Here is a 23,187-nt window from a genome sequence, read left to right as displayed (position 1 = left end):
CGCTTGAGACTCGGATCCATTGGAGGCCGCGCTGGTAGGCGGCTGTGCGATGCTCGCTCGCCGCGTCCAGCGCTTCGGTCAGCGTGGGGACGGGAATGACACCGTCACGAGTGAGATATCCGTACGGTGCAGTCATATTCTGTTGTCCTTCGCGTTACAGGCGATTTTTGCGCTGCCGGCGCATTTCGTCGATCGTGGCGGTCGATTCGGCTCGCCTCGCATTTTCAGCGGCCATCTCTTCGAGTGCCGGCATTCGCTCGGCCAGCGCTTGGCGGGACCATTCCTGCATGGCGCGGGCATTGGTTTGATGCTGCTGGTTCCGCGCGTCGATGTCGGCGGCAAACTGGCGCTGACGCTCGTCTGCTGCGGCGTTGGCTCCGGATTCTCGGTCTGCACGCACTTGTGCCCGCGCCTTGTCGATGGCTGCGGTCGGGGTGAGGGCGTCGTCGGGTTGATCCGCCCACGGGTCTGCTTTCCGGCGCCGGTACTCGGCCAGGTGCTCCTCGAAGGCGGCATCCTTGCTGGCACATCTTGCGTTCTGCTCCCGCTCCGCATCGACACGCTTGTTGTACGCCTCTAGGTTGGCTGCGTGTTGTTCCGCGGCAATCCCGTTGGCGCGGCGCACCTCCGGCGTCATCTGCGGGTTCCAGTCGGCAAAGTTCATGAGCGTCCTTGAGGGCTAGTCAGGCGGGCTGGGGTTCGTTCTTGCCGCGTTCGACGAGGTGGCCGCTGAATGCGGCGTCGATCTCATCGACGTCGTATCGGACGCAGCGCGGTCCCGGCCTGTACTCGGTGATGTGGAGGGCGCGAACGCTCCTCTCAATGGTCTTGCGCGTGACGCCATAACGGGCTGCGGTGTTGTCTGGAGACTCAAAGCGTTTACGCACGGTGATTCCTTCGGCTGGAGGCATAGATGTACGCCCGGCGGAGAAGGGGCGATGCTGCTAACGCGAGCAGTGCGGAGAGGTGCGCCGGACGGTTTTAGGGACACGTCGGCGATGCAGCCAACGCTACAGAGGTTGGGTATCTACACGCAACGGCATTACTCCACGGGTATCTAGACCCATTTGCACCCCTCCTCGTGGCGCACGACCAGGAGGGACTCGGCGGGACCTCTCTCGTCGATACTGCCTCTGAGCGTGCACCGGTGGCAGCTGAGCCGGCTGAAGACTTGCGCGGCGTGGAGCGTTGTCTTGCAAGTGATCTGAAGTGTTCGCACTCGTTCATTGTCTGGACGTGAGCAAGCGGATTAGGGGCGGCGACGTGCTAGTCGGGGCTGAGTATTCCCGCGATGCAGAACATGATGATGATTCCGGCGAAGGCTGAGAGTAGCGACAGCCCGACCGAGGCTCCTGCGAAGAAGGCGATGAGTCCGGGTGAGGCTGAGAGCGCTAGAAATCCGAGCGCCCATGGGGAGCGCAGCACCTTCATTCGGCTACCTGGATCGAGGTTGCCGGCGTTGTGGTTGCCTCGGACGCTACGACACCCGTGAACCAATCGGCGAAGGCTTCTGGTGCACCCCAGAATCCTTGCGTCCCGCCGTAGGCGAGTAGCGCTAGCCCGCCCAGCGGCACCACGAGCGAGAAGACGAAGCCCCGAACCGTTTTCATGGTCTGGTTTGTAGCAGGTAGCGGCTGCTCTGGTGTCTGGTTTGGTGGGATTCCCGACGGTGCTCGAGTGGTCGTCGCTGTTGCCCCACCCGAGCCCGCGGGCGTGGCGCCAGGGCCGCGTCGGGGGGTGGCCCTGGCGCCACGAGAACCGAACTTATCGGGTTGCCGGTGGCCCCGGGGCGACTGTGAGCGAGATCCCACGGCCGCTCCAGCTGACCAGTGGTGGATCGGCGTCACCTTGTCGGACGGGCGTGAATGGCACATCAACTGCGGGGCAATCAATCCGAGGGCCGCGACGTACGCGAACTGCGAGGCGGTATGGCACCTGGCGCGGTAGTCGTCCTATGACGCGGGCGGCTGATGGAATGCGTCCCACATCGCGTCACGGCATCCTTCCGCGTAGTCGTGCTGATCCAGCTTGTCGCGCGAAATCTCGCCACCCCACCAGTAGGTGACAGCGCTACCTTTGGCGTTGGTCGCCAGATAGTCGCAGTTCTTGGCGATCGAACTGTCGGATCCGCTGCTTGGGATGCCTGCCCCGCCAAGTGCCGCGGCGGTCTTCGCCACCTCTGCCCCAATGGCCCTGCCGGCCTCGTATGAGGCGTCGTCACGTTGGTTCAGGAACGCTGAAACGCCAGCAAAAGTGCCGACGGCCAGGGCAGCTGCCGCAAGGACTGCCACTGACCAGCGGAAGGGACGGTTGTGCCGCAGTTTCGGCTTGTAGCGTTTCGGCGCACCGGGCGTCCCGTACGTACCTAGCGGAGGGGTTGAGGGCGGACCAGCCGGGCCGGGCGTGCCAGTAGGAGGAAACGGAGGGCGTCCGATCATTGGCGGGCAGCTTTCAGTGATTAGGCAGATGTCAGCTTCGGCATCTTGGCACGAAGACCGGCCCGGTATCGCCAAAGCGGGAGTTCTGCCGATTTCGCCCGTTAGGTGACGCTTGCGCTGTTAGTCTCCCTCGTTCTGGAATCAATCGAACGAGGGGGGACATGAACACACGCATCATCCGCCGCAGCCTCGCTGCGGCCGCGCTCGGGGCTACCGCAGCACTCGCAATGCCGGGGACAGCGTTCGCTGTGTCGGCGCCGATCATTCAGACCCAGATTGGCGTCAACACGGTGTCATTCACGCTCACTGTGCCGATCACGGGCGTTTCCGAAATCTGCGCTGGGCCGTGGATCCACACCGAAGCAGACGCGACCGCAATCTTGAATAGCCCCACACTTGATGTTGCGAACAAGCCGTTGAACTGGTTCGTGGGGTCGCCGGTGTCACCGACAGGCGCCGGCGGATCCCCATATATCAATCCCGACGGGTCGACGAATTACGTGAACGCGTACAGCGGTCAGACCGTAGTCGCGAAGCTCCCGTACATCGCCGACGGCCGATACGTAGCCGGCATCGCCTGCTATCAGGCCGGCGGGAACGACTACGTACTGACGCAGATCCCATTCACCATCGGCAACCCCGACACGTCAGAACCTGGCGGGACTGGCAGCCTAGGCTCGCTATCGTTCGGCTCGTAGGAGTTCAGCATGGCGAAACGATCCTTCCGTGTCGGGCTTGCTACTGGCGCCCTGACTGCTGTCGCGGCACTCGTTCTGCCCGGAGCGGCTCACGCCGCGATACCAGCGAATGTCGACATTGTGGTTGACGGCAATACCATCCGCGCAACGATCTCGGTCCCAGAAACGGCGGGCACCCGTACCGTCTGCTTCGGGCCTTGGGTGCATACCGAAGCGAGCGCGCAACGACTTCTCAGCAGCCCTGACTTGGACCTCGAGGCCAACCCGGTGGACTGGGGGACGTACATGCCCGACTCGCCTTCCTCGAGCATGTCCGTAGGTATTCCCCAACAGCCCCGGTACGTGTCGGTGACCCCGGGACGGACCGCCGAAGCTGTCATGCCTGCGATTGCGCCAGGAAGGTATGTCGCCGGGGTGCTCTGCGGCTTGGCTGCGGATCCTCCCTACTCAATTCCTCCTGTGACCTATACGTCCCTGGAGTTGTATCCGCTCACAATTGGCGAGACGGGTTCAGAACCGGCAGCTACTGGCAGCCTCGGCTCACTGTCGTTCGGGTCGTAGACGAGTAGGTTCCGGGCCGCGGTGAGGGCGGCCCGGAACCAAACACGCTAGTTGGTGCAGTACTTCCACTCGCCGCCTTCACGGACGAATTTGACGGGCCCTCGTCTGGCGTCGTTTACGTCACCTGAGACTTCCATGTTCTCGATGACCCCGGTCGCTGTTGCGGAGTCCCCGTCAACCTTGATGTCGTCGACGCTCATCTGCGTGACCTTGCCATTGTTGGCGGATCGTTCACCACTCACCTGAGCCTTGAATTCTTCCGGCGAGAAGCTTCTCCTGATGTTGTTGGTCTCCGCCGCGCAGTAGTACCCGTAGTAGGCCTCTACGTCACCTTTCGCGTAGGCATGATTCATCTGCTCGACAACTGCGACGATCGCGTCCTCGGGGGAAGGCGTCGGGTCGCCGGCCGTGGCGTTGCCGCTACACGAACTGAGGGCGGCAGTTGCCAGTGTTGCGCCGAGAACGACAGAAGCGGATCGGTAGAAGGTGGTCATCGGTTCCCAGTCTCCCTGGATGTAGCAGTGACAGTCGGCGAGTGGAAGTCCCCCCTGGAGCATCCGAACAATCTGCAGGAGTGAGGTTTCGCGGTACGAATACCCCGATCATCCACGGATGGTCGGGGCCTTTCGGTGTTTCAGGGCGAACTATTAGACCTGCGGGCATAGATGCTTCGACGTCGCCTCAGAAATGATGTTCCCCGCCGCAGTGCCGGAACCGGGTGTGGCCGACGGCGGCACCATCTCCGCTGGCAATGTGAGGCCACCCTGTTGCTCAAGGAGCGTCTTTCCCATCTTGCAGGCGGCATAGCCTAAGTCAAGGACCGCGGACAGCGGCATCTCTACGTAGGTGCCGTCGTGGTTCCGGGGAATGTAGCCCTTGTCCCGGTACGCCAGACAAGCTGCGCGAGCGAACCTGCCCTGGCCACCATCTGGCGTGGCCTCGATGAATTCTGCAAACTCGCGAGCGGTGTCCGCACGGGACGGGACCAGCGGATCGTCGGTGGCCGACAGCGGAACACCGTCAACAATCCAAGGCTGCTTAGTCGCCTCGACGAACTCCTCGACGGAGAGGTTCGAATCGAGACGAGCATCCGCGCACAGGGCCCGAGCCTCCGCAGACTCAGGCGACTCGACGCCGAGAGCATCGGCAACCGAACCGACTCCGTCCGAAATCGAATCCCCAGAGCCACACCCCGCAACAGTGACCGCGACGATCCCAGCAGCCAACGCCGCCACGGCCAGCCGCTTGTGTCCGCGCATTCGGTTTCCTCCCCATCGACGTCATCCCAAGACGGAAAGCGTGAGACTACCGACCACCTGGCCTGCTGTCTGTCGATCGAACAGACGAATTCCTCCACCGCATCCTCGGGCCACCAGATCGGTAGTCCCGCCAGCGATCACTCGCACCCTTCGTGTGGGTCTCGACCCGTGAAGGGTCGAGGCATTTCACTGTTTCAGGAGCACAAAGCAGATGCCAACGCCAAGCGGCCCACAGGACCACCTCCGGCGTCTGCCTGCGTCATCGTCGAGTGAGTTCCGGAGAAAATTCGCCCAATCCCCTGATCAAATCCGGTCGGTCGGTTACTGTCTTCAGCTCCGGCGCGGATGCTGCGCCCATGAACAGGGAGTTCTCGATGCTTGCCCCGACTCGACGATCGTTAGTTGCTCTTGCGATGTCCGCCACCTGCTGTTTAGTGTTGGCGGGATGCGCCTCAGAGGAGGCCGAGGAGGTCCCAGCGGTCGCAGGTACGTTGCCCACTTCGTCCTCTGCACAACCTTCGACCACTTCCGCTCCAAGCGTCGCGGCGTTCCCGAAGCGTTCCGAACTTTCCGGAATTGTTGTCGGGCACTATCAAGGGCAAGGCCAGCCTTACGAAATTGGACTCATCGATCCAATTAACGGAAACTATCGCACCCTTGGAGAGTTTGACGGCGCCGCCAAATCCATTTCCTCATATGGCCTTGGTCATACTATTGCGATGTCGCCCGACTTTACCAAAATTGCCGCAAACAAAGCCGTCAATTCGGTAATGCATCCCGGGTGGTACGACATGGATGGCTATTTCGCCGACCTCACTCCCGAGCTTAGCTCTGACGAGTTCGGCACCGATGAGTCAGCATCCGTAATCGGATTCGACGCGAATGGCAGGATTTACTGGACTAGAGAAAGTAGGGCCAGCGTAGGGGGGTCGATATCTGGTGGCGTATCTACCACCGTAGAGGAGGTGTACCGTGCAGATCCCGACAATCTGTCAGCCAGTCGCGAAACCGTTCCCGTCTCCGACATCAACGGAAATCTCTACCGCGACTTCAGCGGTTCGCTTAGTTGGGAGGATACTGCGCGCTATCCAAGCTGCCGAAACTCCGTTTACTCGACCCTTGCGCCTGACACCTACTTTGAAGTCGAGGGTGCCAGTCACAATGATCCAGCACAAATAGTCGGCACACAGATCTATCGAGATTCCTTGAAGAACCTCCCAGCGATTGGGTCCTGCGGCAGCCGGTCCGAACAGGCAGTCCCCCTGCTGCCTGACACTAGTTCGCTTCAGGTGACCCAGCCAATCCCCAATCATGACGGATCCAAAGTCGCATTCTTCTCAACTGACGGAACTCTCTACACCGTAGACGGGTATGGGCGCGATCGCCCGACCCGAGTCGCAAACGGGTTTCAGAACTTTGTGCTCATCGAATGGCTACCATGACCTCACGCCCCGCATGACGCGGCCTCCGGTTATCCGCGGATAACCGGAGGCCTTTCGTGTTTCTACCGCTTTTTGGCGATGAACTCCTTGGCAGGTCTGGGCGGGCCCGAAGGGGTGAGAACCCGCTTGGCCTGGGCGACGCTGATCAGACCGATGATCGCGAAGATCGCGAGACCGATGCCATACGCAGTCGGGTCGCCCGTAGTGCAGATTTCGCGGTAGCTGCTGCTGCTCGGATAGCAGACCTCGGGTGCGTTAGCGATCTCGATGATCTGCACGACGATCCCGAGTGCGAGCGTGAGCAAAAACCAAGTGTTTAAGCCTCGAATGATGGCGCGTTGGTTCACAGTCATGCCGAACATCTATCAGCCCGAAACCGACCGCATAACCTGATTGCATGGAATGAGGGGAACCGCACGCGCCGGCACGGCGTCGAACCAGGTGTGGGCGACGAACTGTGGGGCTTCGCGTTATGGGAGGCGGAGTGGGAGCAGCACTGCCTCGACCACGGAATCGACCTGGAATGGTGAGCGCCCCGCCGCAGGGGGTTCGGCGGGGCACTCGCGGCCGGCGGCTTCCCTCCGCTGGCATGGCGAGACGCTACCACGGCTATCGAACATTTGTGCGAAAATTGGGTGGTGCCGAGCTACGAACGCGCACCTAAGCAGTGCCCCCGCGGACACCCGTTGGGGCCTGGGCAGGTGCTCGTCGGCTGGTTCGCCTGCGGCTGCACCGACAACGGCGGACACCGCACCTACGACTGTCGCACCTGCGGCGCTGTGATCTATCGGCCACCGCACTCGGGGCGCCGCGACTACGGCGACCGATGGCGGCGGAAGCCGTAGTGCACTCGGGACACTCGATAGGGGCCAACGAGTGTCGGTGTATACCGCTACTGTCGGCGCACGTTGTTCGGGAGGGACTATGAGCGCTACCGAGTTCATTCACGTCTTCGCTGACCTGTCGGTGGCCGGCGTTGCCGACTTGGTCGGTGGCACTCTCGACGCGCCGTTCCAGCGGGTGCCGGGCGGCGACTATTACGCAGCCGTCTATCGGGGTGATTCGCTGAGGATCATGTCGGGTGAGGACGGCGTCGTTCTCACGGTCGATCCGGTCGCGTCGCGGGGCGTGGATACGCTGCCGATCGCGCTGGCGATCTACGACAAGCTTGCCGAGGCGACACGTTGGCGGCTTGAGATTGATCTCGCGGAAGAGACTTTGGTGCGGCCGGTGATCGACTCCTGACGCGCCCGCGTGGTCCGTCAGGTGCGAAACCTCTAACTCGACGAGGGTTCGATCGCTGGCGGGCCCGGCGGCAGGATCGTGTGGAGGTTTGCGAGTGCGGCCCGCGAGTGTTCCAAGCGATGGTGCTGGTAGCCACGGGTGGTGAGAACGCTTGAGTGACCCATGATTTCCATAATCACCTCCTGGGATACGTCAGCCTCCATCAGGAGGGACGCGGTCGAGTGTCTCGCTTCGTGCAACACGACGTCGGGCAGGTCGCCGGCTCTACCGATTGCCGCCTTCCACGCCCGAAGATCATGCTTATGGTGGATGGGGTTCCCCTCGGGCGTAGCCCAGACCAGGTCGAATCGGTTCAGCGGCGAAGTCACCTTGTGCCGCTTCAGGAGGGCAGCGAGCGGCAGCGGGAGCGGGATGATCCGCTGGCTCTTCTTGGTTTTCGGCTTCACGAGCGCCATGTTCCGGTAGAGCGGGATGTGCGTGAACCAATCCGGCACGTCGAACATGACACCGGGACAGCGTGTCGCCCACCTGCAACCACAGGGATAGTTTCCGGCGGGGTCTCGGCGCCCGCAGTCGTGGCGAACGGGAAGGACGTCGAGCGCCCATTCAAGATCCAGGGCGCCTCGTTCGAAGTCCACTCGGTCCCACGTCAACCCGAGCAGCTCCCCTTGACGGCCGCCAAGGAGAAGGGCTGCCGCCCATCGCGTCATCATCGGATCGTCGTGGTCGATGCACGACTGCAGAAGATGCTTCGCCTGCGGGTTGGTCAGCGCGGTGCGCCTCTGCCGAATGGCGCGGGGCGGCTTGGTTCGCTCGACCGGGTTTCTCGCGATGAGGTCCTCGTACATCGCGGCCTTCATGCCGGCGGACATGCACCAGTGGACGTTGAGGGCTAGCCCCGTCGAGCGCCCCGCCTTCAGGATCGCGTCGTGAACCTTCTGCACATGAGAAGGCTTCACGTCAGCAATCGGAACGTCGCCGATCGCTGGACCGATGTAGCGCTTGAGATACCCCAGATAATTCTTGATGGTGTTGGGCCGGATTTCGCGTGGCGCGACGTCGTCGAGCCAGTGCCGGAACCAGCGTTCGACGGTCTGTGCTTCAGCGTCATGACCGCCCTCGCGCGCGGCTTGGGCGGGTGTTCCGGGCGCGACGCCCAGTTGTCTCGCAATGGCTGCGGCTTCGGCGGCGAGCTCTTCGAGGCGTCGGGCGAGCTCTTCGGTGGACACGTGGAGGCACTCCGGGATACATCAGTCGGTCAATCCATTCTCCACGCTAACAATCATCATTTCCATCGCCAAAATTGCTTTTACGCAACATGTTTAGTGCACCCAACACGTACTCGGCAGCCCCAACCGTTGTGGTCGGGGCTGCCGGGTCTCAGTCGGTCGCCGGATCGCCCTGGTGGGCGGCGGGTGGTGCTGGGTCGATGGTCACGCCTTCCGGTGGGGCTCGGCCAGATCGGCGAGCTGGGTAAGGCTCACCGCGAGCAGTCGGGCTTCATCGGGGGCCATTGACCATGGACCCAACTCGACGCTGCCACCACCCGCCGAAAACACCGCGGTTACCGCGACGTCCTGGTACTCGTCGAGCTGGTCGTGACGCAGGTTGTGTATGTGCCGTTCAATTCCGTATCGCGTGTGTCCCTCGAAGCTGGGATGTGCGCGATCCTCGGGCATTTCGTCCCACGGGATGAGTGGTATCGCGGCCGGCGGCTGAGGCCGCTGCCAAAACGGTTCGTCAGTTGTCATGGTCACGCCCCGCACTCGGGGTCGGGGTTTGTCACTACGCGGAGGTGAGCCTCGAGCAGTTCCGTTTCGGCGCGGATCTCGTAGACCATTTGTAGGGCTTCGGCGTTGGTGAGGTCGGCGAAGCGGCAGCCGCGGTACTTCGCGGTGATGCGGTCGATCTTGCGGAGGTCGTCCAGGCTTACTGATTCGAGCGAGTCGCGGTTCGTCATGTTGTGCACTCCTGGTTGGATTGGGATGTGTGTTGCTAGGGCCTAGGCGCCACCGTGAGCGGCTTAGTTGTCGATCTGGACTCGTTGCCCTAGGTGCGCCCCAGCCCAAGCTGGGTGCGGATGTGGTCGGGCATGGGTACGCGGGGTGCTTCGTTGAGTGCGGGCCGCTCCCCGAGTTTGGCGTCGAGGGCGGCTTCGCGGGCGGCTCGCGCTTCGGGTCCTTCGGCGTTGGCTCGTTCGCGGCGGACTTTGCGAGCGAACCCGATGATGTCCGCGGGCAGCGGCTTGAAGCCGGATCCGTTGGCGTCGTAGGCGAGTGAGACGCCGGCGAGGAGGTCTTGACGGGTGAGCTTGTGGCGTTCGAACTGCCCAGCCCACGCGTAGACGACCGACGAGGGTCCGGCGTCGTGCTCGGGCGGTTTCGGGAACCAGGGGTCGTAGCTTGCGCACATCGTGAGGACCTGCGCTGCAGCGTTCACGTAGTAGCGGCTGGGGTTCATCGGAGTTCCTTCAGGGCGGGCAGCGGGTTGGGTTGGTGTGGGTCGTCGCCTGGTTCGAGGTCGGGTGCGAGTGCGAGCCATCCGAGGGCCTTCTCGGTGGCGGCGTCGCGCTTCGGGGTGCTGGTGCGGGTGCGGGCTTTGAGGGCGTCTGCTGCGAGGTGCGGGAGCAAGCCGGGGCCGGCGTTGGGTTTGGCCATCCACAGCTTGAGGGCTTCGCGGACGATGTCGGGTTCGGTTCCAGCCTTGAGGAGTTGCCCAGCTTGGAGTGCGAGCGCGGTTTTCGTGGCTTGCGGGAACGTATTCGGCACCGCTTCGCGGATGAGCTTCCACGCATCGGGCCGCACATTCGCACCAGGACGATCCTCAGCTGGAGCCAGAGGCGATTCGTGCGAAGCGAAGAGTTCGTCAGCGCGCGTCGCCTCATCTTCGTCTGCATCGCGCGCCGCATGACGATTCGACGCCCCTTCCATCGCCTTGCCGTCGGCCGCCGCGCGCAATGGAGCGCGGAGTAAAGGAGTAGGGAGTAAAGGAGTAGGGAGTAAAGGAGTAGGCGACGGGTCACCCGAAGGGTTAGTCGAAGGGTTCGATTCACCCCTACCCGAGGGGTCATCCGAGGGGTCACTGGGATGAGAACCTGCACCATTCGGAGAGGAGTCGACACTCAAGAGAGTGATCGGATCGATAGCCCGCCTCATCAGCAACTGGCGAACCGGCTCAGCTCCCCACCCCTTCAGATCCGGGAAGTCGGTATGCAGCCGTACAAGCTCATGAACCACCACGCCACGCAGCGCCCGCGAACCGACATCGGCGAAGTCCTTCGTCATGGCGACGGCGATATTGCGCTGCTTCATGAGTTCGTCGTTCCGGATGAAGGACCGAACGAGGTACTCCTCGGTATCCTCGTCGACAACGATGTACAGACGCTCCGAAAGCTCCGATGCAGCGCCCACGAGATCGTCAGAAGACCAGTTTGATGCGCGGCCCCTGATCCGTGCCGGCTCCCACCTCCCGACGCCGCAGAACGACAGCCGGGGGGCGGTCAGTAGAACGAAGTAGAGATGCTGTGCATACGGCGACAGGTCGCGAAAGTCGTCGTCGTCCCAGATCGACCAGTTAATCCTGACGTGGTCACGAGCCATCACTGGCCTCCCAACCGCGCACAGCTGCGAAAGTTCAGATACCCAACACATTCCACGAGAATGTGGCATGAGTTACTACCAGGATGGAGGTCGGTCGGGCTAGAATCGGTGACAGTTCCTGTGGCGGGAACGTATTCGCGGGAGGCCGCCCCACTGGCAGGGGCGGCTTCTTTCATTTCTGGGGGTTCCTTCGGAGCTTTCAAGAGGGACGCACCTTCGGTCAGGCGGCTCGTCCTGGCTGTTACCAGACGAGGTGTAGAACCTAGGGATTCGAGATGGGTCACGGGTGGGTGCCGGCTTGCCAGAACCAGCACCCACCTACCCAGGTCGTCACGTCACTGGCCACTCCTCGGCGTCGAGTTCGCGGGAATAGCAATGGAAGTCGACGATGATCCATGCGACGCTCTGCACCACGAGTAGAGATGCAAGCAGGATCTCGAGGCCCGTCATGCCGCGGCCACCTCCCCTGCGGCGCGATCAGCACGCTTGCGGATCAGGTTCGACATGGCGTCCATGCGGCTTTCTGCAGCTCGGATCGCCCGCGCGAGAGGGTCATCTTCGTCGATTGAGAACGACACGGAGCAGGACCAGTAGCTGGCTCCGGACTTCATCCGCTCCCGCGTCCAACCCCGGGACTTCTTGGGAGCGTTCTCGAACGCCTCCAGCCCCGAGCCGCGGAGGCGGTCCATCTCCACCCCCGACAGCCCCTCATGAGGCCAAATGAAGATGCGGCCGCTGTCGTGGACGGAGAGTCCGCCCAGTTCCTTCCAGAGTTGGCCCTGGTCATCGGCCCAGTACGTCGACGTCCCCTTGGGCCTTTTCATCTCGATGCCGAGGACGCTCCACCCGTCGAATGCTTCGACATCGACGTCAGCGCAATCGAAGTCATGATGCTTGATGCTCATGCCAGAACCGCCTTAGCTGCGATGGCGCCGAGGCCACACGCCCAAAGGCTTTGCAGCGCATCAATAGACACGCGTGCCTTTCGGCCCAAGCGGGCCTCACTCTGAATGCGGACGGCGAGCACTTCCAGATCGCCAGAGTGGGCGGGGAGTGCCGGCGTCGATGCCTGGGGAACGAGAGTCAGGTGCCGCTGTCGGCGGGGTGCTGTAATCTTCATTGTGGTTCCGTTCCTTTGCTGGGTTGTGAATCGATAGCCCTCGAACCGGCCGCAATCCGGTCTCGGGGGCTGTTTTCTTTGGCTCAAGCGGCGTGGCCCGAAGGCTGTTCGTTCTCCCACGCGATGCAGTCACTCAGCCGGTATCGGGCGAACCTGCCGATGCGTGTGTACTTGGGGCCCCTACCTTCCCAGGCCCACTGTGCGGCTGTCTTTGTGGCGATTCCGTAGCGCTCGGCAACGGCTTCGCGGCTGAGCCACCGATCCTCCGTGTGTTGCATCAGACTCTCCTATGCAGATTCGCGATACCCCGTATCGAGAACCACTATGCGACAGATATTTCAAGATTGCAAGAGCAATATCGAGAACTGCGATACAGTGGCGTCGTGACCATGGATGAAGAGGTTGGCCAACGGCTCGCGGACCTGAGGAAGCGGCGCGGCTTCCGGCAGGAGGACTTCGTCCGTGCACTGAAGGCTCGCGGTCTCGATTGGGCGCAAGGAACGCTGTCGCGAACTGAGAGCGGGAAGCGTCCCCTCCGGTTCAGTGAAGCGGTTCCTATCGCGGACGCATTGGGGGTTGGTCCAGCTGACCTGTGGCCTGGTCAAGGTGGCCTGGGGGGCTCAATCCGCTCCGCAATGCTGAGACTGGATGAAGCGGAAGCCTCCCTTGCAGGAGTGACGAAAGCGCGCGACGACACGCGTTCAGGCCTCACGGCGCTCTGTCTGGCCAAAGCACTGACCGAGGGTGCTGAAGGCCTGGTAGTCCGCGGTACGCCTCTTGATTTCGTCATGCTCGTTGCGCAATGGGCAATGCGTGAATCTGACAAGTTCGTCGGGCTCGATCGCGGACTCGAAGTGATCGGTATCAGTCACGGGCAGGGTGCAGGGCCGGACGACGTGGAGTCACTGGTTCACGCAAAGTACCCCGAGCTGCGATTTGTGAAGTCCCGCAGCCGAGTGTTCAGCGTGGACGGACTGGAAACCTATGTCGACAATGAAGTGCAGCGACTCCTGTTCGGCCCTGACGAATCGAGGGGCGATGGCGGGTAGGCCACCACTACGGATCGGACAGCATGGAAAGGTCACTCGCAAGGAGTTGGGCGGGGGAGTGTGGCTGGCCCGGTGCCGGTTCCGTGACACTGATGGCGTTGTGCGGATCGTGGAGAGGCGCTCGCCGGCTGGTCAACGAGACCAGCATGGAAAGCTCGCGGAACAGGAGTTACGTGACACGCTGGACGCACGGCGCGCCCCCTCCGCCAGTGAGATCAACGAATCAACAACCGTTCGGCGATTATGTGAGCTACACATCGAGCGCCTCGAAGAAGAGGGACGCGCGGCGAGGACGCTTGACACATACCGCTATACGGCGTCAAAGCTCTATGCGCTGATCGGCGGCGTGCGGGCGAGCGAAGTCAAACCAGATCGCGTCGACGCGGCGTTGCGTGGGATGAGTAAGGCGCACGGCGTGGGCATGGCACGGCAGGCTCGGACGATCCTTAAGGGCGCTCTGGCCATTGCAGTACTCGCCAGGGTCCTCGACTCGAACCCCGTCCACGATGTGAGTGAAATTCGAGCCAAGAAGGCACCGCAGGGCGCACGGCAGATGACCGTCGAACAACTTCGCGCCCTCCTTGTCGCACTTCGAGAGTCTTCACGATGTGCGCAGCTCGACCTAGCTGACCCCATCATCATGCTGGCCGCCACCGGTGTGCGACGGTCGGAGCTGTTGGCGCTTCGCTGGACGGATGTGGACACCGAGAAGGCGACAGTGGCGATAGGCGGGAAAGTGGTGCGCGTAAAGGGCAAGGGGCTCAAGCGCGTCGATGAGGCAAAGACCGCCGCGGGCCTCAGAACAATCCCGCTGCCGCGATTCGCCCTGGAGATGCTGGAGAAGAGATCTGCTGAACCACGCCTCGGCGATCTCGGCGTGATCTTCCCTTCGACCGCTGGCACCCTTCGCGACCCAGACAACTTCAACAGCCAGTGGCGGCAGGTTCGGGACGAACTCGGTGTCGCCGATGTGACCAGTCACAGCTTCCGCAAGGCTGTTGCGACGTTGATCGACGATGAGGGATTGTCGGCCCGCATCGGAGCGGACCATCTCGGCCATCGTCATGTGTCCATGACCCAGGACCGATACATGGCACGCGGGCGGACTCACGCAGTGGTTGCGGAGGTCTTGGACCGCGCCATAAACGATGAATAAACGATGGATCCGGTTGGGTGTTCCCGTGAAAACACCCTCTGAAGTGCCCCCGGCAGGAATCGAACCTGCGACCTAGAGATTAGAAGGCTCTTGCTCTATCCAACTGAGCTACGGAGGCGCGGCCAAGAGCATACCTGCTGAATCGGGGTGATTCGTGCATCCGGGGTCAGCTCCAGAGTGTGACGTGCACCTTGGGTTTGAAGTGGGTGACGTCGACGCCGGTGCCGCGGATCATCGCCTGGATGCAGCGCGGCGTGCTGACGAAGTGCAGCAGTTCGGTGGCGGCGGGCTGGAGGTGCTGGTGGTGCAGCGTCGTCGCACACCATTCGCCGGCCGCGCGCAGTTCCGGGCCCTCCACGAGGCCGAGGGAGCCGGCCGACAGTTCGTCGTCGATCGCGAAGCCGAGCGCGAGCGTCAGCGCCGACGACCGTCGGACGGCCTCGATCGCGGCGGCGTCGCTCTGGAAGATCCGCTGCCGTTCGCGGGGGATGTCGAGTGCGCGGAGCATGTGCCGCATCACGCCGTCGCCGCCGGCCGCGGACGGTCCGAGGAACCACTGCTGCTCGCGCAGCTGCCGCAGCGACGGTTGGGTCCGCACCATCTGGTGCCCTGGACCGCACACGGTCAGCACCTCGTACTGCAGGAACGGATGCACGCACAGGGGCTGCCGTTCGCCCAGGACTCGGGGACCCAGCGCGACGTCGACGGCCCGCGAGGAGATGAGGTTCGCAAACTGCCGGACGGGGTGGACGCTCAACTCGACGGACAGGTCCTTCGCGCGCCCGGCGAACCGGTCGATCAGCCCGGGTGCGGCATGCTCGGCGAACAACGGCGACGCCGCGATCCGCAGAAGGCGTCGGCCGTTGCCTGCCTGGCTCACCTCGAGGGCCGTCTGCTGTTGCAGTCCGAGAATCTCGACGGCCCGGCTCGCGAGGCGCAGCCCGCCGGGCGTGAAGGCGAGTCCGGAAGGCCGGCGACAGTACAGAGGGTCGTCGAGTTCCTTGCGGAGTTGGGCGATATGCATGGAGACACCCGAATCGGTCATGCCCAATTCACGCGCTGCCGCTCGAACCGATCCGAGCCGCACCACCGCGGAATAGGCTCGCAGTTGAGCGGGTGTCACGCCCTCGAGGGTACGGGCCGAGGAAGATCGACATCCGCGAATGGACCGGTCTCACCTGCGGCGACGGCCGGGGCTGGAGGCTGATGCGATGCGCGACGTCTTGTCCGATCTGCTCGCAATCTGGCGCGCGGACGAGACAGCCGGACTCGCCACGGTCGTCGCCACCTTCCACTCCGCACCCCGCGCCCCGGGCGCCGCGATGGTGGTCGCCCCCGACGGCCGGGTGGCCGGGTCGGTGTCGGGCGGGTGCGTCGAGGGCGCGGTGTACGAACTTGCGTCCGAGGTGGTGCGGACGGGCGTGCCCGCGCTCGAGCGGTACGGCGTCAGCGACGACGACGCGTTCGCCGTCGGGCTCACGTGCGGCGGCATCCTGGATGTGTTCGTCGAGCCGGTCTCCCGCGCCACGTTCCCCGAGCTGGACGGCGTCGCCGCCGACATCGAGGCGCGTCGGCCGGTGGCGGTGGTGACCGTCGTCGACGATGCCGCGGGCCGCGTCGGGCACCACCTGGTGATCCGGCCCGACGGCACCGCCGGGACTCTCGATTCCGACCGACTCGACGGGGCGGTCGCCGACGACGGCCGCGGTCTGCTCGCCGCGGGCCGGACCGCGGTGCTCGCATACGGGCCGGACGGGCAGCGTCGCGGCGAGGGCCTGCGGGTGTTCGTCGCGAGTTACGCCCCGCCGCCGCGGATGCTGGTGTTCGGGGCGATCGACTTCGCGGCCGCGGTGGCCCGGCAGGGCGCGTTCCTCGGCTACCGGGTGACGGTGTGCGACGCGCGGGAGGTGTTCGCGACCGCGACGCGCTTCCCGACCGCCGACGAGGTGGTGGTCGACTGGCCGCACCGCTATCTCACGGCGCAGGCCGAGGCGGGCGCGATCGACGGCCGCACCGCGATCTGCGTGCTCACCCACGACCCCAAGTTCGACGTCCCGCTGCTGGCGGTCGCGCTGCGGCTGCCGGATGTCGGGTACGTGGGGGCGATGGGGTCGCAGCGCACCCACCGCGACCGCCTGGACCGGCTGCGCGAGGCCGGTCTCACGGAGACGGAGCTGTCCCGCCTGTCGAGTCCGATCGGGCTGGATCTCGGTGCCCGTACGCCCGAGGAGACGGCGGTGTCCATCGCCGCGGAGATCATCGCGCGACGCTGGGGCGGTGGCGGGCTGCCGCTGCGTGACCTGCACGGACGCATCCATCACGAGCAAAGCGGATGATCGGGGCGGCCGTTTCGGAGCGGGAATCAAGGATTCGCTGAATCGCGCTTGACGGTCGAGCGGACCGGGCACACGCTGGAAGGTATCCGGCGCTGTGAGGAGTGCCACATGCAGGTTCCTGGACTGTTCGAATACGAGCGCGCCACCGACGTCGAGAACGCGATCGCGCTACTGGATCGGCTGGGCGACGAGGCGCGAATCGTCGCGGGCGGGCACAGCCTGCTGCCGATGATGAAGCTGCGGCTGGCGAATCCCGAGTACCTCATCGACATCAACGATCTCGCCGACGAGCTCGGGGACATCACCGTCGAGGCGGACGCGGTGCGGATCGGCGCGATGGTCCGGCACCGGCAGATCCTCGAGTCCGACGACCTGGCCCGGCTGCTGCCGATCTTCCGGGACGCCGAGCGGGTGATCGCGGACCCGGTGGTCCGGAACCGCGGCACGATCGGCGGGTCGCTGTGCCAGGCCGATCCGGCCGAGGACCTCACGACGGTGTGTGGGGTAGTAGGTGCCGTCTGTGTGATCCGGGGGCCGACCGGCGTGCGCGAGGTGCCGATGGACGAATTCCTCGTCGGCCCGTACGAGACCGCGGTCCGGGGCAACGAGATCCTCACCGAGGTGTGGATTCCGCGGGTGCCGTCGGGATCGAGCGCATACACGAAAGTGGAACGACGGGTAGGGGATTGGGCGATCGCGGCCGCAGGCGCCGCGATCCGGTTGGACGGCGAGCGGATCGGCGCGGCGCGACTCGGACTCACCGCGGTGGTCCCGGACGCCGAGCGCCTGGCCGACATCGGCGACGTCCTGCGCGGGCAGCCCGCCGACGAGGAGAACTTCCGGCGGGCGGGCGAACTGGCCGGGCAGGCCTGCGAACCCGTCACCGATTCGCGCGGCACCGCCGCCTACAAGCGGCACCTCGCCGAGGAACTGACCGTCCGATCGCTGCGCACGGCCGCAGAGCGGGCACGGACCGGACGGACGGAGTCGTGAGATGCAGGTGACGATGACGGTCAACGGCAACGAGGTCACCGACGATGTGGAGCCGCGGATGCTGTTGGTGCACTTCCTGCGGGACCGGTTGGGCCTGACCGGAACCCACTGGGGATGCGACACCAGCAACTGCGGCACGTGCGTCGTCGCGGTGGACGGCGAACCGGTGAAGTCGTGCACCATGCTCGCGGTGATGGCGGACGGGCACGAGGTCCGCACCGTGGAGGGACTGGCAGCCGACGGAGTGCTGGACCCGGTGCAGGAGGGCTTCATGCAGTGCCACGGACTGCAGTGCGGATTCTGCACGCCCGGGATGATGATCACCGCCCGTGCGCTCCTCGACCGCGACCCGGATCCGGACGAGCAGACGATCCGCGAGGCCATCTCGGGCCAGATCTGCCGGTGCACCGGCTACACCACGATCGTCCGGTCGGTCCGGTGGGCGGCCGAGCACGGCGGCGCGACCACCGACACCGTGACGACGGGAGGCGCGTCGTGACCACGCTCGACCGGCCGTCGGGAGACGCCGCACCCGAGACGGACCCCGATCACGCCGTCAACGACGGCAAACCCTGCGGGCACGGCCGGATGCTCCGCAAGGAGGACCCGCGGTTCATCCGCGGTCAGGGCCGCTACGTCGACGACGTGCAACTGCCCGGCATGCTGCACCTGGCGATCCTCCGGTCGCCGGTCGCGCACGCGCGGGTCGTGCGGGTGGACACCACGGCCGCGCAGGCGCACCCGAAGGTCGCCGCGGTCGTCACCGGCGCCGACCTCGCCGAGAAGGGCCTGGCGTGGATGCCCACGCTGTCGAACGACGTGCAGGCGGTGCTGGCGACCGACAAGGTGCGTTTCCAGGGGCAGGAGGTCGCATTCGTCGTCGCCGAGGACCGGTATTCGGCCCGCGACGCCCTCGAACTCATCGACGTCGAGTACGAGATCCTCGACCCGGTGATCGACGCCCGCCGGGCGCTCGCCGCGGACGCCCCCGTCATCCGCACCGATCTCGACGGCAAGACCGACAACCACTGCTTCGACTGGGAGACGGGCGATTCCGCGGCCACCGATGCGGTGTTCGACAAGGCCGACGTGGTGGTGCGGCAGGAGATCGTCTACCCGCGCGTGCATCCCGCGCCGATGGAGACGTGCGGCGCGGTCGCCGACTTCGACGCCGTGAACGGCAAGCTCACGCTGTGGTCGACGAGTCAGGCCCCGCACGCGCATCGCACGCTGTACGCGCTGGTCGCCGGGCTGCCGGAGCACAAGATCCGGGTGGTCTCGCCGGACATCGGCGGCGGCTTCGGCAACAAGGTGCCGATCTACCCGGGCTACGTGTGCGCGATCGTCGGGTCGCTGCTCACCGGCAAGCCGGTCAAGTGGATGGAGGATCGCAGCGAGAACCTCACCAGCACCGGTTTCGCGCGGGACTACATCATGGTCGGCGAGATCGCCGCGACCCGGGACGGCAAGATCCTCGCGATCCGCACCGACGTCCTCGCCGACCACGGCGCCTTCAACGGCACCGCGGCCCCGGTGAAGTATCCGGCCGGGTTCTTCGGGGTGTTCACCGGCAGCTACGACCTCGAGGCCGCGTACTGCCACATGACCGCGGTGTACACGAACAAGGCGCCCGGCGGTGTCGCCTACGCGTGCTCGTTCCGGATCACCGAGGCGGTGTATCTGGTCGAGCGATTGGTCGACTGTCTCGCGTTCGATCTCGACCTGGACCCGGCGGAGCTGCGGCTGCGAAACCTGCTGCGCCCCGACCAGTTTCCGTACACCTCCAAGACCGGGTGGCAGTACGACTCCGGCGACTACGCGACGACGATGCGCAAGGCCATGGACATGATCGGCTACGACGACCTGCGCCGCGAACAGGCCGAGCGGCGCGAGCGCGGCGAGCTGATGGGCATCGGGATGTCGTTCTTCACCGAGGCCGTCGGCGCCGGCCCGCGCAAGGACATGGACATCCTCGGCCTCGGCATGGCCGACGGCTGCGAACTCACCGTGCACCCGACCGGCAAGGCCGTCGTCCGGATCTCGGTGCAGACGCAGGGGCAGGGGCACGAGACGACGTTCGCGCAGATCGTCGCCGAGGAACTCGGCATCCCGCCCGAGGACATCGAGGTGGTGCACGGCGACACCGACAACACGCCGTTCGGGCTGGGCACCTACGGCAGTAGGTCGACGCCGGTGTCCGGCGCGGCGGCGGCGCTGGTGGCGCGCAAGGTCCGGGACAAGGCGCGGATCATCGCGTCGGGCATGCTCGAGGTGTCCGTCGCCGACCTGGAATGGGAGAAGGGCAACTTTCACGTCAAGGGCGACCCGTCGGCGGCGGTAACGATCCAGGACATCGCCATGCGCTCGTACGGGGCCGGTGATCTACCCGAGGGTATCGAGGGCGGGCTGGAGGCCCAGATCTGTTACAACCCGGAGAATCTCACGTACCCGTACGGCGCGTACTTCTGCGTCGTGGACATCGACCCCGGCACCGGGCAGGTGAGCGTGCGCCGTTTCCTCGCCGTCGACGACTGCGGTACCCGGATCAACCCGATGATCATCGAGGGGCAGGTGCACGGCGGCATCACCGACGGAATCGGCATGGCGCTCATGGAGATCGTCGCGTTCGACGAGGACGGCAACTGCCTCGGCGGCTCGCTCATGGACTACCTCATCCCGACCGCGCTCGAGGTGCCGCACCTCGAGACCGGGTTCACGGTCACCCCGTCGCCGCACCACCCGATCGGCGCCAAGGGGATCGGGGAGAGCGCGACCGTCGGGTCGCCGCCGGCCGTGGTGAACGCCGTCGTCGACGCCTTGAAGCCGTTCGGGGTCCGGCACGCGGACATGCCGTTGACACCGTCGCGGGTGTGGGAGGCGATGCAGGGTCGCGCGACCCCGCCGATCTGACGAAGGAGTTCGCATGGACGTGACTGCGCGCGCCGCGGAACTGACGGGCGAGCGGCGACCGTTCGTGCGTGCGACGGTGGTGCGCGCCCAGCAGCCGACCTCGACGCGGCCGGGTGACCGCGCGATCGTGTTGCCGGACGGCACCATCGAGGGTTTCGTCGGCGGCCACTGCGCGCAGAACTCGGTGCGGCAGGCCGCGATCGGCGCGGTCGCGTCGGGGGGAGAGCGTGCTGCTGCGGATCCTCCCCGACGACGGAGCGGTGTTCCCGGACGCGCCGGGCGCGGACGTCGTCGTCAACCCGTGCCTGTCCGGCGGGGCGATGGAGATCTTCCTCGAACCGTGCCTGCCCGCCCCGATCGTCCGGGTGGCCGGGTCCACGCCCGTCGCCGACGCCGTCGCCCGGGTCCTCACGGTGCTCGACGTCGACGTCCGCCGCGGATCGGTCGCCGGCGAGGGGGAGGCGGCGGTGATCGTCGCGAGCCTCGGCGGCGACGAACGGACCGTGATCCGGGAAGCGCTCGACTCTGGGGTGGGATACGTCGGACTGGTGGCGAGCGGCAAGCGCGGCGCCGCGATCGTCGACGAACTCGAACTCGACGGCGCAGAACGCGCCGTCGTACACACCCCGGCGGGGCTCCCGATCGGCGCTCACACCCCGGGGGAGATCGCGGTCTCGATCGCGGCGGAGCTGGTGCGCACGATCCGGGTGGAGCAACTGGGCTCGGCCGCTGCGGCGGCGGAACGGGATTCGGTGCTCACCGTGGTCGATCCGGTCTGCGGGATGACGGTGGTGGTCGGCGCCGAGACGCCGCACCTGCAGATCGACGGCGAGGACTACTGGTTCTGTGCACCGGGCTGCCGCCGCACCTACGAGAAGGAGCGTGCGCGATGTTCGTGACCGGACTGGTCCTCGCCGCCGGATCCTCGCGGCGGCTGGGCCGGCCGAAACAGCTACTGCCGTACCGGGGCGCGACCCTGCTCGACGCGACGCTCGCGGTCGCCCGCGCCTGCAACTTCCACCAGTTGCTGGTGGCGGTGCCCGGGTCCGCGGAGGCCATCGAGGACCTCGTCGACCTCGGCGGGTGCACCGTCGTGCACTGCCCGGACGCGGCGAGCGGGTGCTCGGCGTCGGTGAAAGCCTCACTTTCGGAGGTTGATCCGCTCGCCTCCGGGATCGTGCTGATGCTCGGCGACCAACCCGGGGTGCGTCCCGGGACGGTGCGCGAGCTGGTCGCGCGGGGACGCCTCGAGAACATCGGACTGTGCCGCTACCGCGACGGCGAGGGCCATCCACTGTGGCTGGGGCGGGGCGTATTCGGTGACCTCGCCGAACTGTACGGCGACAAGGCCGTCTGGAAGTTGTTCGACCGTAACGACATCGACGTGTTCGACGTGCCCGCCGAGGGGCGGATCCCGCTCGACGTCGACACGTGGGACGAGTACCGGGCGCTGCTCGACCAGGATCGGGACGCCTCGTGACCGATGCCGTCACTGCGATCGTCCCCGACGTCGACACGCTGATCCGGCGCTTCGACGCGCGGGACTACCTCCTCGACGACGGCACCGCGACCGCGCTGTTCCTGGCGCTGCAACTGGGTCGGCCGCTGTTGCTCGAGGGGGAACCCGGGGTGGGCAAGACGACGGCGGCCAAGGCGCTCGCCGCGGCGTTGGGCACTCCGCTGGTGCGGCTGCAGTGCTACGAAGGCCTCGGCGCCGACGAAGCCCTCTACGACTGGAACTACCAGCGGCAACTGCTGGCCGTCCGGCTGTCCGAGGCCCGCGGTGAGCGCATGCAGGAGGCGGACCTGTTCACCGAACCGTTCCTGCTCGAGCGCCCCATCCTGCGCTGCGTGCGGCAGCGCGGGCCGATCCCTCCGGTACTACTGATCGACGAGATCGACCGCGCGGACGACGAATTCGAGGCGCTGCTGCTCGAGTTCCTCGGCGAAGCGGCGGTGACGGTGCCCGAGATCGGCACCTTCGCCGCGGACCGGCCGCCGATCGTCCTGCTCACGTCGAATCGCAGCCGGGACCTGCACGACGCACTGCGCCGGCGCTGCCTCTACCACTGGATCGACTACCCGGAACCGGAGCGGGCCGCGGCGATCCTGCGCCGCACCGTCCCCGGCGCGACGGACCCGCTGATCGCGAGCGTCACCGACTTCCTGCGAACGGCCCGCACCCTCGACCTCGACAAGGCCCCGGGCGTCGCGGAGGCCATCGACTGGGTGTCGGCGCTCGCCGCGCTCGGCGCCGCCGACCTCGCGCCCGCCGACGCACTCGCGAGCCTCGGCGCGATCGCCAAGACCCCCGACGACCGGACCGTGCTGGCCGACGCGGTGAGCGCGTACGCCGCGAGCGGAGAGACAGGATGAGAGGA

25 protein-coding genes, 1 tRNA gene and 1 pseudogene are annotated in these 23,187 nt (G+C 65.5%); 12 read left to right on the top strand and 15 right to left on the bottom strand.

What is annotated here, in order from left to right; genetic code table 11:
• Positions 1-154 precede the first annotated feature (154 nt).
• From LCL87_RS17060 to LCL87_RS17050, 3 genes are all read right to left on the bottom strand, one after another.
• On the bottom strand, positions 155-664 hold the full coding sequence (locus LCL87_RS17060) for a hypothetical protein (protein WP_225021720.1): 510 nt from the start codon (positions 662-664) through the stop codon (positions 155-157).
• A 19-nt stretch (positions 665-683) separates the two neighbouring features.
• Complete coding sequence (locus LCL87_RS17055; RefSeq protein ID WP_225021718.1) at positions 684-887, bottom strand: DNA-binding protein; 204 nt, start codon at positions 885-887, stop codon at positions 684-686.
• A 1,065-nt stretch (positions 888-1,952) separates the two neighbouring features.
• A complete protein-coding gene (locus tag LCL87_RS17050; protein WP_225021715.1) occupies positions 1,953-2,177 on the bottom strand; it encodes a hypothetical protein in 225 nt (74 codons plus the stop codon).
• Between the two features lie 422 nt (positions 2,178-2,599).
• Here LCL87_RS17050 and LCL87_RS17045 point away from each other — a divergent pair, with 422 nt between their 5' ends.
• Positions 2,600-3,136, top strand: a complete 537-nt coding sequence (locus tag LCL87_RS17045) for a hypothetical protein (RefSeq protein ID WP_225021714.1) — start codon at positions 2,600-2,602, stop codon at positions 3,134-3,136.
• 608 nt (positions 3,137-3,744) lie between these two features.
• Here LCL87_RS17045 and LCL87_RS17040 read toward each other — a convergent pair.
• On the bottom strand, positions 3,745-4,191 hold the full coding sequence (locus tag LCL87_RS17040) for an Rv0361 family membrane protein (protein WP_225021712.1): 447 nt from the start codon (positions 4,189-4,191) through the stop codon (positions 3,745-3,747).
• A gap of 153 nt (positions 4,192-4,344) precedes the next feature.
• On the bottom strand, positions 4,345-4,956 hold the full coding sequence (locus LCL87_RS17035; RefSeq protein ID WP_225021710.1) for a hypothetical protein: 612 nt from the start codon (positions 4,954-4,956) through the stop codon (positions 4,345-4,347).
• A 356-nt stretch (positions 4,957-5,312) separates the two neighbouring features.
• On the opposite strand from LCL87_RS17035, the gene LCL87_RS17030 reads away from it, so the two are divergent.
• Positions 5,313-6,398, top strand: coding sequence for a hypothetical protein (locus LCL87_RS17030; RefSeq protein WP_225021708.1), 1,086 nt, complete (start codon positions 5,313-5,315; stop codon positions 6,396-6,398).
• Positions 6,399-6,460: 62 nt separating this feature from the next.
• Here the strand turns inward: LCL87_RS17030 and LCL87_RS17025 are convergent, their stop codons facing one another.
• Positions 6,461-6,751 (bottom strand): hypothetical protein, encoded by a 291-nt coding sequence (locus tag LCL87_RS17025; RefSeq protein WP_225021706.1) that lies wholly within the window; start codon positions 6,749-6,751, stop codon positions 6,461-6,463.
• Positions 6,752-7,322: 571 nt separating this feature from the next.
• Here LCL87_RS17025 and LCL87_RS17020 point away from each other — a divergent pair.
• Positions 7,323-7,643, top strand: coding sequence for a hypothetical protein (locus LCL87_RS17020; RefSeq protein ID WP_225021704.1), 321 nt, complete (start codon positions 7,323-7,325; stop codon positions 7,641-7,643).
• A 32-nt stretch (positions 7,644-7,675) separates the two neighbouring features.
• Here the strand turns inward: LCL87_RS17020 and LCL87_RS17015 are convergent, their stop codons facing one another.
• From LCL87_RS17015 to LCL87_RS25940, 7 genes are all read right to left on the bottom strand, one after another.
• The gene (locus LCL87_RS17015; RefSeq protein WP_225021702.1) at positions 7,676-8,872 is read right to left on the bottom strand and encodes a site-specific integrase; all 1,197 of its coding nucleotides are present in this window, start codon (positions 8,870-8,872) and stop codon (positions 7,676-7,678) included.
• A 204-nt stretch (positions 8,873-9,076) separates the two neighbouring features.
• Positions 9,077-9,394 carry a hypothetical protein gene (locus LCL87_RS17010; RefSeq protein ID WP_225021701.1) on the bottom strand — a complete coding sequence of 106 codons (318 nt, stop codon included), beginning with the start codon at positions 9,392-9,394 and terminating at the stop codon, positions 9,077-9,079.
• Between the two features lie 2 nt (positions 9,395-9,396).
• Positions 9,397-9,603: a hypothetical protein gene (locus LCL87_RS17005; protein ID WP_225021699.1), complete on the bottom strand. Its 207-nt coding sequence runs from the start codon at positions 9,601-9,603 to the stop codon at positions 9,397-9,399.
• A gap of 89 nt (positions 9,604-9,692) precedes the next feature.
• Entirely contained in the window at positions 9,693-10,103 is a 411-nt protein-coding gene (locus tag LCL87_RS17000) for a hypothetical protein (protein ID WP_225021697.1), read from the bottom strand.
• The gene (locus LCL87_RS16995) at positions 10,100-11,242 is read right to left on the bottom strand and encodes a hypothetical protein (protein ID WP_225021695.1); all 1,143 of its coding nucleotides are present in this window, start codon (positions 11,240-11,242) and stop codon (positions 10,100-10,102) included. The genes LCL87_RS17000 and LCL87_RS16995 overlap by 4 nt, the downstream gene beginning before the upstream one ends.
• A 446-nt stretch (positions 11,243-11,688) precedes the next feature.
• Positions 11,689-12,147, bottom strand: coding sequence for a hypothetical protein (locus tag LCL87_RS16990; RefSeq protein ID WP_225021693.1), 459 nt, complete (start codon positions 12,145-12,147; stop codon positions 11,689-11,691).
• Positions 12,148-12,445: 298 nt separating this feature from the next.
• The gene (locus LCL87_RS25940) at positions 12,446-12,640 is read right to left on the bottom strand and encodes a helix-turn-helix transcriptional regulator (RefSeq protein WP_510850791.1); all 195 of its coding nucleotides are present in this window, start codon (positions 12,638-12,640) and stop codon (positions 12,446-12,448) included.
• Positions 12,641-12,751: 111 nt separating this feature from the next.
• Here LCL87_RS25940 and LCL87_RS16985 point away from each other — a divergent pair, with 111 nt between their 5' ends.
• Entirely contained in the window at positions 12,752-13,411 is a 660-nt protein-coding gene (locus LCL87_RS16985; protein ID WP_225022016.1) for a helix-turn-helix domain-containing protein, read from the top strand.
• A gap of 100 nt (positions 13,412-13,511) precedes the next feature.
• Positions 13,512-14,567 carry a site-specific integrase gene (locus LCL87_RS16980; protein WP_225021691.1) on the top strand — a complete coding sequence of 352 codons (1,056 nt, stop codon included), beginning with the start codon at positions 13,512-13,514 and terminating at the stop codon, positions 14,565-14,567.
• A 44-nt stretch (positions 14,568-14,611) separates the two neighbouring features.
• Here the strand turns inward: LCL87_RS16980 and LCL87_RS16975 are convergent.
• Positions 14,612-14,685, bottom strand: a tRNA-Arg gene (locus LCL87_RS16975).
• 48 nt (positions 14,686-14,733) lie between these two features.
• Positions 14,734-15,690, bottom strand: a complete 957-nt coding sequence (locus LCL87_RS16970) for a LysR family transcriptional regulator (protein WP_225021689.1) — start codon at positions 15,688-15,690, stop codon at positions 14,734-14,736.
• A gap of 88 nt (positions 15,691-15,778) precedes the next feature.
• On the opposite strand from LCL87_RS16970, the gene LCL87_RS16965 reads away from it, so the two are divergent.
• From LCL87_RS16965 to LCL87_RS16935, 7 genes and pseudogenes are all read left to right on the top strand, one after another.
• Positions 15,779-16,903, top strand: coding sequence for an XdhC family protein (locus LCL87_RS16965; RefSeq protein WP_225021687.1), 1,125 nt, complete (start codon positions 15,779-15,781; stop codon positions 16,901-16,903).
• Between the two features lie 108 nt (positions 16,904-17,011).
• Positions 17,012-17,896, top strand: coding sequence for an FAD binding domain-containing protein (locus LCL87_RS16960; protein ID WP_225021685.1), 885 nt, complete (start codon positions 17,012-17,014; stop codon positions 17,894-17,896).
• A gap of 1 nt (position 17,897) precedes the next feature.
• A complete protein-coding gene (locus LCL87_RS16955; RefSeq protein WP_225021683.1) occupies positions 17,898-18,395 on the top strand; it encodes a (2Fe-2S)-binding protein in 498 nt (165 codons plus the stop codon).
• On the top strand, positions 18,392-20,806 hold the full coding sequence (locus LCL87_RS16950; RefSeq protein ID WP_225021681.1) for an aerobic carbon-monoxide dehydrogenase large subunit: 2,415 nt from the start codon (positions 18,392-18,394) through the stop codon (positions 20,804-20,806). Before LCL87_RS16955 ends, LCL87_RS16950 begins: the two co-directional genes overlap by 4 nt.
• A 13-nt stretch (positions 20,807-20,819) precedes the next feature.
• Positions 20,820-21,705, top strand: a pseudogene (locus LCL87_RS16945) (XdhC family protein).
• Complete coding sequence (locus LCL87_RS16940) at positions 21,696-22,286, top strand: nucleotidyltransferase family protein (protein ID WP_225021679.1); 591 nt, start codon at positions 21,696-21,698, stop codon at positions 22,284-22,286. Before LCL87_RS16945 ends, LCL87_RS16940 begins: the two are co-directional and overlap by 10 nt.
• 17 nt (positions 22,287-22,303) lie before the next feature.
• Positions 22,304-23,182, top strand: a complete 879-nt coding sequence (locus LCL87_RS16935; RefSeq protein ID WP_225022014.1) for an AAA family ATPase — start codon at positions 22,304-22,306, stop codon at positions 23,180-23,182.
• The last annotated feature ends 5 nt before the right edge of the window (positions 23,183-23,187 follow it).

Source organism: Prescottella equi, assembly GCF_020171745.1.
In the GTDB taxonomy this organism is placed as follows: domain Bacteria; phylum Actinomycetota; class Actinomycetes; order Mycobacteriales; family Mycobacteriaceae; genus Prescottella; species Prescottella equi_A.
The sequence above is the reverse complement of the archived record's forward strand: the minus strand, read 5'-3'. Positions and strand labels throughout refer to the sequence as shown.

What these genes read in the sequence shown, in the direction of transcription:
- LCL87_RS17060 (WP_225021720.1), bottom strand. Translation starts at nt 664, where the DNA reads ATGAACTTTGCCGACTGGAACCCGCAGATGACGCCGGAGGTGCGCCGC.
- LCL87_RS17045 (WP_225021714.1), top strand. Translation starts at nt 2,600, where the DNA reads ATGAACACACGCATCATCCGCCGCAGCCTCGCTGCGGCCGCGCTCGGG.
- LCL87_RS17040 (WP_225021712.1), bottom strand. Translation starts at nt 4,191, where the DNA reads ATGACCACCTTCTACCGATCCGCTTCTGTCGTTCTCGGCGCAACACTG.
- LCL87_RS17035 (WP_225021710.1), bottom strand. Translation starts at nt 4,956, where the DNA reads ATGCGCGGACACAAGCGGCTGGCCGTGGCGGCGTTGGCTGCTGGGATC.
- LCL87_RS17030 (WP_225021708.1), top strand. Translation starts at nt 5,313, where the DNA reads ATGAACAGGGAGTTCTCGATGCTTGCCCCGACTCGACGATCGTTAGTT.
- LCL87_RS17025 (WP_225021706.1), bottom strand. Translation starts at nt 6,751, where the DNA reads ATGACTGTGAACCAACGCGCCATCATTCGAGGCTTAAACACTTGGTTT.
- LCL87_RS17020 (WP_225021704.1), top strand. Translation starts at nt 7,323, where the DNA reads ATGAGCGCTACCGAGTTCATTCACGTCTTCGCTGACCTGTCGGTGGCC.
- LCL87_RS17010 (WP_225021701.1), bottom strand. Translation starts at nt 9,394, where the DNA reads ATGACAACTGACGAACCGTTTTGGCAGCGGCCTCAGCCGCCGGCCGCG.
- LCL87_RS17005 (WP_225021699.1), bottom strand. Translation starts at nt 9,603, where the DNA reads ATGACGAACCGCGACTCGCTCGAATCAGTAAGCCTGGACGACCTCCGC.
- LCL87_RS17000 (WP_225021697.1), bottom strand. Translation starts at nt 10,103, where the DNA reads ATGAACCCCAGCCGCTACTACGTGAACGCTGCAGCGCAGGTCCTCACG.
- LCL87_RS16995 (WP_225021695.1), bottom strand. Translation starts at nt 11,242, where the DNA reads ATGGCTCGTGACCACGTCAGGATTAACTGGTCGATCTGGGACGACGAC.
- LCL87_RS16990 (WP_225021693.1), bottom strand. Translation starts at nt 12,147, where the DNA reads ATGAGCATCAAGCATCATGACTTCGATTGCGCTGACGTCGATGTCGAA.
- LCL87_RS25940 (WP_510850791.1), bottom strand. Translation starts at nt 12,640, where the DNA reads ATGCAACACACGGAGGATCGGTGGCTCAGCCGCGAAGCCGTTGCCGAG.
- LCL87_RS16985 (WP_225022016.1), top strand. Translation starts at nt 12,752, where the DNA reads ATGGATGAAGAGGTTGGCCAACGGCTCGCGGACCTGAGGAAGCGGCGC.
- LCL87_RS16965 (WP_225021687.1), top strand. Translation starts at nt 15,779, where the DNA reads ATGCGCGACGTCTTGTCCGATCTGCTCGCAATCTGGCGCGCGGACGAG.
- LCL87_RS16960 (WP_225021685.1), top strand. Translation starts at nt 17,012, where the DNA reads ATGCAGGTTCCTGGACTGTTCGAATACGAGCGCGCCACCGACGTCGAG.
- LCL87_RS16955 (WP_225021683.1), top strand. Translation starts at nt 17,898, where the DNA reads ATGCAGGTGACGATGACGGTCAACGGCAACGAGGTCACCGACGATGTG.
- LCL87_RS16940 (WP_225021679.1), top strand. Translation starts at nt 21,696, where the DNA reads ATGTTCGTGACCGGACTGGTCCTCGCCGCCGGATCCTCGCGGCGGCTG.